The sequence below is a fragment of the Thermococcus sp. PK genome (assembly GCF_000430485.1).
Taxonomy (GTDB): Archaea; Methanobacteriota_B; Thermococci; order Thermococcales; family Thermococcaceae; genus Thermococcus_A; species Thermococcus_A bergensis.
In genome coordinates, this window is sequence record NZ_KE387149.1 from 255,110 (window position 1) to 261,757 (window position 6,648).

The 6,648-nt window shown below is 41.7% G+C and carries 7 protein-coding genes and 2 pseudogenes; 4 read left to right on the forward strand and 5 right to left on the reverse strand.

The window, feature by feature from the left end:
* The first annotated feature begins 152 nt into the window (after window positions 1-152).
* The 3 genes and pseudogenes from THEPK_RS12945 (at window position 153) to THEPK_RS12505 (ending at window position 1,667) form a co-directional block, all read left to right on the forward strand.
* On the forward strand, window positions 153-308 hold the full coding sequence (locus tag THEPK_RS12945) for a hypothetical protein (protein ID WP_156882136.1): 156 nt from the start codon (window positions 153-155) through the stop codon (window positions 306-308).
* 12 nt (window positions 309-320) lie between these two features.
* Window positions 321-752, forward strand: coding sequence for a radical SAM protein (locus THEPK_RS03265; RefSeq protein ID WP_042698311.1), 432 nt, complete (start codon window positions 321-323; stop codon window positions 750-752).
* Window positions 753-792: 40 nt separating this feature from the next.
* A pseudogene (locus THEPK_RS12505) lies at window positions 793-1,667 on the forward strand (IS982 family transposase).
* A 128-nt stretch (window positions 1,668-1,795) separates the two neighbouring features.
* Here THEPK_RS12505 and THEPK_RS03275 read toward each other — a convergent pair.
* From THEPK_RS03275 to THEPK_RS03295, 5 genes are all read right to left on the reverse strand, one after another.
* Window positions 1,796-2,359 carry a [protein ADP-ribosylglutamate] hydrolase gene (locus THEPK_RS03275; RefSeq protein ID WP_042698314.1) on the reverse strand — a complete coding sequence of 188 codons (564 nt, stop codon included), beginning with the start codon at window positions 2,357-2,359 and terminating at the stop codon, window positions 1,796-1,798.
* 41 nt (window positions 2,360-2,400) lie between these two features.
* Window positions 2,401-3,675: an amidohydrolase family protein gene (locus THEPK_RS03280; protein ID WP_042698317.1), complete on the reverse strand. Its 1,275-nt coding sequence runs from the start codon at window positions 3,673-3,675 to the stop codon at window positions 2,401-2,403.
* A 47-nt stretch (window positions 3,676-3,722) separates the two neighbouring features.
* Window positions 3,723-4,496 (reverse strand): S-methyl-5'-thioadenosine phosphorylase, encoded by a 774-nt coding sequence (locus tag THEPK_RS03285; RefSeq protein ID WP_042698320.1) that lies wholly within the window; start codon window positions 4,494-4,496, stop codon window positions 3,723-3,725.
* Between the two features lie 102 nt (window positions 4,497-4,598).
* Window positions 4,599-5,348: an ABC transporter permease gene (locus THEPK_RS03290; RefSeq protein ID WP_042698322.1), complete on the reverse strand. Its 750-nt coding sequence runs from the start codon at window positions 5,346-5,348 to the stop codon at window positions 4,599-4,601.
* Window positions 5,345-6,160, reverse strand: a complete 816-nt coding sequence (locus tag THEPK_RS03295; RefSeq protein ID WP_042698325.1) for an ABC transporter ATP-binding protein — start codon at window positions 6,158-6,160, stop codon at window positions 5,345-5,347. The genes THEPK_RS03290 and THEPK_RS03295 overlap by 4 nt, the downstream gene beginning before the upstream one ends.
* Window positions 6,161-6,203: 43 nt before the next feature.
* Here THEPK_RS03295 and THEPK_RS03300 point away from each other — a divergent pair.
* Window positions 6,204-6,648: pseudogene (locus THEPK_RS03300) on the forward strand (IS982 family transposase); the annotation flags it as partial.

Below are 6,648 nucleotides of genomic sequence, written 5' to 3' on the forward strand. Positions count from 1 at the left end.
AAGACGGGAGGCTGGAAGCCTACCCGTTATGAAATTAACACCCTACACACACTTTACGGGTAGGCAGAACGGGTGATGTTGGTATTACTTCAGGAATTACCAAAGAAATAGCAATAAGCCATGCGTATGTATTAAATGTTGGCGGTACGGTTATGGCGGCTGCGGCAGTATGGGTTATTGCTGCAATGTATATCGCAGTTGTTTGGGGAGTAGCAGCATGGATAGCAAAGTGGCTTTTACATGGCAACACTTTCCTAATTAGAGATCCAAAGATACAGCATAGCACCTTGAGTAAAAACTTGACATAAAAGGTGAAGATAATGAGAGTGGGTGTTGGCAATCTATCAAATGAACTTCAAACGTTTTATTATTCTTTTTCGAATATTCTCACCAGATTTATCCAAATGTCCACTGATACAAATGTACCTTACAGGGCTGGGGAATTGAAAGAGCTCCCAGAGATATTTAGCGAGCTTAGAAGCCTTTATCGCAAGTATCGCATCTGGCCGGAAAATCTAAAGGGCCCTGTTTCTACAGCAATCGATGTTACATACCGATGTAACTATAATTGTCCCTATTGTTACCTTGGTTGTTCCTCGGATATAATCCGCAGAGAACTTAGCAAAGAGGAGATATTTAATGTCATAGACGAACTGGCGAAATTAAATGTTCTGGTCTTATGTTTATGTGGAGGTGAGCCAACACTTCGTAGGGATTTGTTTGATATTATACAATACCCTAGTTCCCATTAGATCGTTAGAGTTATAAGCACTTAAGTCTTTTGATTGATTGGTGGTTGTATTGAGCTTTCAGAGGAAAATCCTGATCATAAAATCCGAAATCTATCCGATAATCAGCAAACACTACCCGAAAACACTCACAGGGAAATAATCAGCCTCTACGACCTAATAACCTTCGCAATACTAGCACACTTGCACTTTAACGGAGTTTTACAAGCACGCTTACAGAGTCCTAATCGAAGAAATGAAGCTGTTCCCCAAAATCAGGTACAACAAACTAACAGAACGCTTGAACAGGCACGAAAAACTCCTGCTCCTAGCGCAGGAAGAATTATTCAAAAAACACGACCAGAGAATACGTTAGAATACTGGACTCAAAGCCCATTCAGACCAAGGAGTTGGCCAGAAAAAACAGGAAGGATAAGGAGGGTTCTTCAGAAGTCATCTCTGAAAAGCCCGCAGTTGGGTTTGTTCCCTCTAAAAAAAAGTTTTACTAATGGGTACAAGCTGACCTGTTACTCTGATGGAAATTTGCTGGCTTTACTGTCTGTTGATCCGGCGAATAAGCATGATGTGAGTGTTGTCCGGGAAAAGTTCTGGGTGATTGTTGAGGAGTTTTCCGGCTGTTTTCTGTTTTTGGATAAGGGGTATGTTAGCAGGGGGCTCGAGGAGGAATTTCTGAGGTTTGGCGTTGTTTACACGCCGGTGAAGCGGGAGAATCAGGTTAGTAATCTGGAGGAGAAGAAGTTTTACAAGTACTTGTCTGACTTTCGCAGGAGGATTGAGACTTTGTTTTCGAAGTTTTCTGAGTTTCTTCTGAAGCCGAGCAGGAGTGTTAGTTTGAGGGGGTTAGCTGTCAGGATTTTAGGGGCGATTCTGGCCGTGAATCTGGACAGATTATACAACTTCACAGGTGGTGGGAACTAGGGTAAATTTTCTATTACTATAAGTTTGTTTAAAGTATTCAACAAATTAAATCAAACAAATAATCAAAACAAGTTGGAAAAGAAGTCAAGTAGTTAGTTCGGCAGAATTAGATTTATCAGCAAGAGACATTAAACCGTCAAAGTCTTCAAAGCCCTCTCGTAATCCTTCTTAGAGTACAGCACCAGATAAACTTCCTTAACGCTTTTCGCTTCTTCCGAAAACTCCTTTACCATCTCGACAAAAGTCTTCACAACCTCTTCAAAGGGACAGCCATAGATGCCAGCACTTATAGCCGGGAAGGCTATGCTCCTGACTCCGAGCTCCTCAGCCTTTTTTAAAGCCCCGAGAATAGCCTTCTTGAGCTTTTCCTTCTTATCCTCATCCCATTTACCACCACAGTAAGGCCCAACGGTGTGGATGACGTACTTTATGCCATACTGCTCCATTTTCATTGCAGGTGTTACAACAACTTCCCCATGCTCGATCCAGTTTCTTCCAATCTGCTCTTTCATGGCTTCTTTGCTTATCCTTATGTATTCTCTAACATCCCCAGCAGCTTTTGCTATTGCGTAGGCAACCCCACCACCGTGTTCTAGGTATTTGTTTGCGGCGTTAACTATTGCTTCGGCTGGAAAACGGGTTATATCGCCCTGAACGACTTTAAATGTGAGAGACCCAAAATTCAGCTCCATAATGCCCACCGCATAAAAATATGCACCAAAAAGATAAAAGGTTAGCGAAGCTCATCGACTATCTTCTGAACCTTATCCAAAGCTTTTTCTTCATCAATGGTCAAAACTTCTCCGTCGAGCATGACTATTTCCCCATCTATTATAGTTGTCTCAACATCGTTCCCATTGGCGGAATACACTATATGGGAAATTATGTTGGTTATCGGCCTTAGGTGAGGCTTATTAAAATCAATAACGACAATATCTGCAAGAGCCCCTTCCTTTATGGCTCCAGCGTCCAAATTGAGGGCTTTCGCTCCGTTTTGGGTAGCCATCTTAAAAACTGTTCTTGCATCGGCAAGGGTTGGGTTTAAATTGTGAACCTTGTGGAGGAGAGAAACTAGTTTCATCTCCTCTATCATGTCCAAGTTGTTGTTGCTTGCAGCTCCATCCGTGCCCAGTGCTATGTTAACTCCGGCTCTAAGGAGCTTCTCCAAGGGCATTACCCCACTGCCAAGCTTCATGTTGCTTGCAGGATTGTGAACTATCGTAACTTTCCTTTTGGCTAGAATTTCAATCTCCTTGTCAGTTAACCATACTCCATGGGCCGCTGTGACATCGCTTTTCAAGAAACCCAACTCGTCCAAAAACTCTACTGGAGTTTTACCGTATTTTTCCTTTATCTGTTTTACCTCATCTTTTGTTTCGTTTATGTGTATCGTTATTCTCTTTTTACTTTCATCGGCTTTTTCTCTGACCCATTTCAAAAGCTCTGGAGAGCAGGTGTAAGGAGCGTGGGGCCCAAAGAAGAACTCTATCCTTGAAGAATCTAACTTCTCGATAAACTCCAAGAGTTTGAGAGTTTCTTTGATCTCAGCATTCCTCTTTTCTTCATCTCCAAGATCCACCATGCCGTAGCTCAGATAAGCTCTTATTCCAGCCTCCTCAGAGGCCTTTGCAACCCCTTCCATGTGGAAATACATGTCAACAAAAGCTGTTGTTCCACTCTTTATCATCTCAGTGATTCCAAGGAGGGCGCCCCAGTATATGTGTTCCGGCTTAAGTTTTCTTTCCATTGGCCAGACGTAGTTTTGAAGCCATTCCATAAGGGGCAGGTCATCAGCAAGACCCCTCAGGAGAACCATTGGGGAGTGTGTGTGAGCGTTTATAAATCCCGGAGAAATGACTTTTCCCCTAGCGTCAATTACATAATCCGCCCCGATATTGAGGTTTTTCCCAACTTTGGAAATTCTGTTCCCTTCAATGTAAACATCGGCCTTGATAACATCAAGGTTCTCGCCGTATATTACGTAGCCATTCTTTATGAGGATGCTCATGGAACCACCCACAAAATGTAGAAGAGAGGGTTATAAAAATGTTGGATTCAAACGAACATCGTCTTGAGGACATCAGCACAGCCGCACTTCCTTTCTTGGGGGATCCTTGGAACACCGACTTTTAAGAGCTTCCTTATCTTCTCATTGTTTTCGTGCATGACCTTGAGCACTTCTTGAGCGTCAACTGGCTTCTCTGCCCAGACGTCGTAGTCGGTAATTGCTGCAATGTTGACGTAGCACATGCCGAGCTCCCTAGCAAGATTTACCTCCGGCACAAGGGTCATTCCAATTATGTGAGCGAATTGTCTGAACATCATAGATTCCGCCCTCGTGGAGAACCTTGGGCCTTCAATACATACATAGGTTCCTTTTTCGTGCACTGGGATGTTTAGTTCCTTGGCAGTTTCATAGAAGATCTTCCTCATCTCCGGGCAGAAGGGGTCGGCCATTGAAACATGGGCAACCCTTGGGCCGTTGTAGAAGGTGTAGTCCCTCTTTTTTGTGAAATCGATGAATTGATCCGTGATAACTATATCCCCCGGCTTGTACTCTTCTCTAAGAGAACCAACCGCAGTAATTCCTATGATTCTCTCGACGCCAAGCTCCTTAAGTGCCCATATGTTTGCCCTATAGGGAACTTCATGTGGAGGGAACTCGTGATTCTTTCCATGTCTGGGAATAAATGCAACTTCCACACCCTCTATCTCTCCTATTTCCACTGGAGCCGAGGGCCTTCCATATGGTGTGTGCACTTTTACTGTCTCTTTTGGCTCAAATACACCATAAACACCGGATCCACCAATAATTCCTATTCTTGGCATTTGACATCACCAAAATAGAAATCTTGGATGGAGCTATTTAAGGGTTGTCTCCCTTGGACACCAAAGTGCCAACCTGAAGAATGCTAAATAAAAATAAAAAACTCATTTTGGAGCAACTTCAGATGTTAATTTTATTGATACTGCAACAGACCCCATACCTAAGAGCAAAGAGATTATCCAGAACTCAACAGGAGCCCCACCGAGTAATAGGATCTCTCGAAGGCCAACGACGTGATATGTCAATGGGTTAATTTTTCCTAAAAATTCTATCCACATAGGAGCAGAGCCTTTGAGATAAAATACAGGAGCAGTGAAGATTGTTGGCAGATTAAGTAGAGCAGAAAGCATGTTTCTTGTTAATTCCCCTCTCATCTTTACCCCAATTATTATGCCCATGCTTATCCAAAACACCGTTGAGACTAACAAATAGAGTACAAATTGAAGCAACGTTGCAGAAGATAGATACAAATTAAGGAACAGAACTCCCACAAACACCAGGAATAAGGACACCAAGATAACTACAGTGCTCTCCACTAATACCTTCGCAAGAATATAACCACTCAAACTTCCCCCTCCGAGAAGGGATGTTCGTATTATCCCAAATCTAACATCATTAAATGTTGTCGAGCTAACAACAGGATAAGAATAAAATATTTGAATTGCAATAATACCTGGAAGAACATAAAGGAGATAGCTTATGGTCTTTCCATGATACTCAAAATTCACGGTTCTCGATAATGAGAATGCAAAAAACAGAAAGTACAGGATTGGGGTTAAAAATTGTGATATAAACCCTCCTATTGCCTCTTTCTTTAATGATATCTCCCTGTATACGAACCCATAGAGCCTCATTTTTCAATCCCCCCAATGAGCTTTATAAATCCATCAAGCAATGTCTCCTCCTTAACAACAATTTGAGTAATATCAAAACCGATATCTCGCAAGAACAGGAGAAGTTCATAAAATGCCAATTTATCTTCCAGCTCTACAGTATCTTTTCCAATAATTTTCCCTAAGTTGTTGCGTTTGAGATAATTAGACAGCATTCCCATAAGTTGAGGGAATAATTCCTTTTTGAACGTCACCATGACTTTACCGGCATAAACATGTTTGAATTCTCTAAGAGTTGTATGAAGGATTATCCTTCCTTTATGTATGAAAACTATCTCATCAGATAGACTCTCAACTTCCGCCATGTCGTTAGTTGTTAGGACGAAATAGTATCCCTCCTTACTCATTTCACGAATGAGATCCCAGGTAATCTTTTTCCCGATGGGATCTAGTCCTAAGGTTGGCTCGTCTATAAATATTAATTTACTTCTTGGATCTAAGAAAGCCCTAGCTAATTGTGTCCTTCGTCTTAATCCTCCAGACAGTTCAAGTACTCTTTTATGCTGATGCTCAGTTAAACCAAACATTTCAACAATATCATCTAAGCGTTTCTCAAGTTCGTTCTTTGGAATTCCCCGTATTATACCATAGAATTTTAAATTCGTCCTGACAGAAAGCAGAACATCAAGCTCTAAATCTTGAGCACATAATGATATCATTTCTCTAATTTTCTTTTTATCTTTAACTACATCAAGACCGAAGATTTTAGCCATGCCTTTTTGGGGTTTAAATGTAGTCGTTAGTATATTAACTAAAGTGACCCTAGTTCCCATTAGATCGTTAGAGTTATAAGCACTTAAGTCTTTTGGTTGATTGGTGGTTGTTATGAACTTTCAGCAGGAAATCCTGATCATAAAATCCGAAATCTATCCGATAATCAGCAAACACTACCCGAAAAACACTCGCAGGGAAGTAATCAGCCTCTACGACCTGATAACCTTCGCAATACTAGCCCACCTGCACTTCGGAGGAGTTTACAAGCACGCTTACAGAGTCCTAATCGAAGAAATGAAGCTGTTCCCAAAAATCAGGTACAACAAACTAACAGAACGCTTGAACAGGCACGAAAAACTCCTGCTCCTAGCGCAGGAAGAATTATTCAAAAAACACGCCAGAGAATACGTTAGAATACTGGACTCAAAGCCCATTCAGACCAAGGAGTTGGCCAGAAAAAACAGGAAGGAGAAGAAGGGTTCTTCAGAAATCATCTCTGAAAAGCCCGCAGTTGGGTTTGTTCCCTCTAAAAAAAGTTTTACTATGG